We start from the raw sequence: 728 nt of genomic DNA on the forward strand, positions 1-728 counted from the left end.
AAAACGCTCTTTGACGTGTCGATACCAATGCGGATAATCTGGTCCACGGACGGTCCCCTCGCTTGAGTTCACAACGACTCACTCTGGCACATTTTGATGCCGTATCGGGGGCCGTCCACCCCAACGATGATCCCGGCCGCCTGTTCCAATCTGATCCCGGCCATCATTCCGATTTGATCCCGGCCGGGCAGAAGCCAGATCGTTTCGCCTGATGGCATTAGGGGTTGGCGGTGGTCAAGCGGCCGTTTGGGTCGCAGGCCGGCGCATGGACTCACCCTCGAGTTCGAGCCGGTGTGCGTTGTGCACGAGGCGGTCCAGGATGGCGTCGGCGTAGGTCGGATCGTTTATGGTCTGATGCCAGCGGGCCACTGGAAGCTGGCTGGTGACGAGCGTGGAGCGCTGACCGTAGCGGTCTTCGAGGATTTCGAGGAGATGATGACGGGCGTTGCCGTCGAGCGGCTGAAGCCCCCAGTCGTCCAGGATCAGCAGGTCGACCCGGGCAAGGCTCTTCATGCGGGCGGCGATGCGGCCGTCTCCCTTGGCCAGCGTCAGTTCGTCGATCAGCCGCGGCAGCCGGGTGTAGAGAACCGAACGGTTATCGCGGCAGGCCTTGTGGCCGATTGCACAGGCCAACCAACTTTTGCCGATGCCGGTCGGGCCGATGATGGCCAAGTTTTCGTGCCTGGAGATCCATTCCCCCGCCAGCAGCGTTTCGAAGAGCCGGCGAT

General features: G+C 62.4%; 1 protein-coding gene. It reads right to left on the minus strand.

The annotated features are described in order from the left end of the window. Positions 1-234: 234 nt before the first annotated feature. On the minus strand, positions 235-728 hold a 494-nt coding region (gene istB, locus ACI3K3_RS25720), incomplete at its 5' end, for an IS21-like element helper ATPase IstB (RefSeq protein ID WP_404918955.1).

The organism is Novosphingobium sp. ZW T3_23 (assembly GCF_044987305.1).
Classification (GTDB): Bacteria; Pseudomonadota; Alphaproteobacteria; order Sphingomonadales; family Sphingomonadaceae; genus Novosphingobium.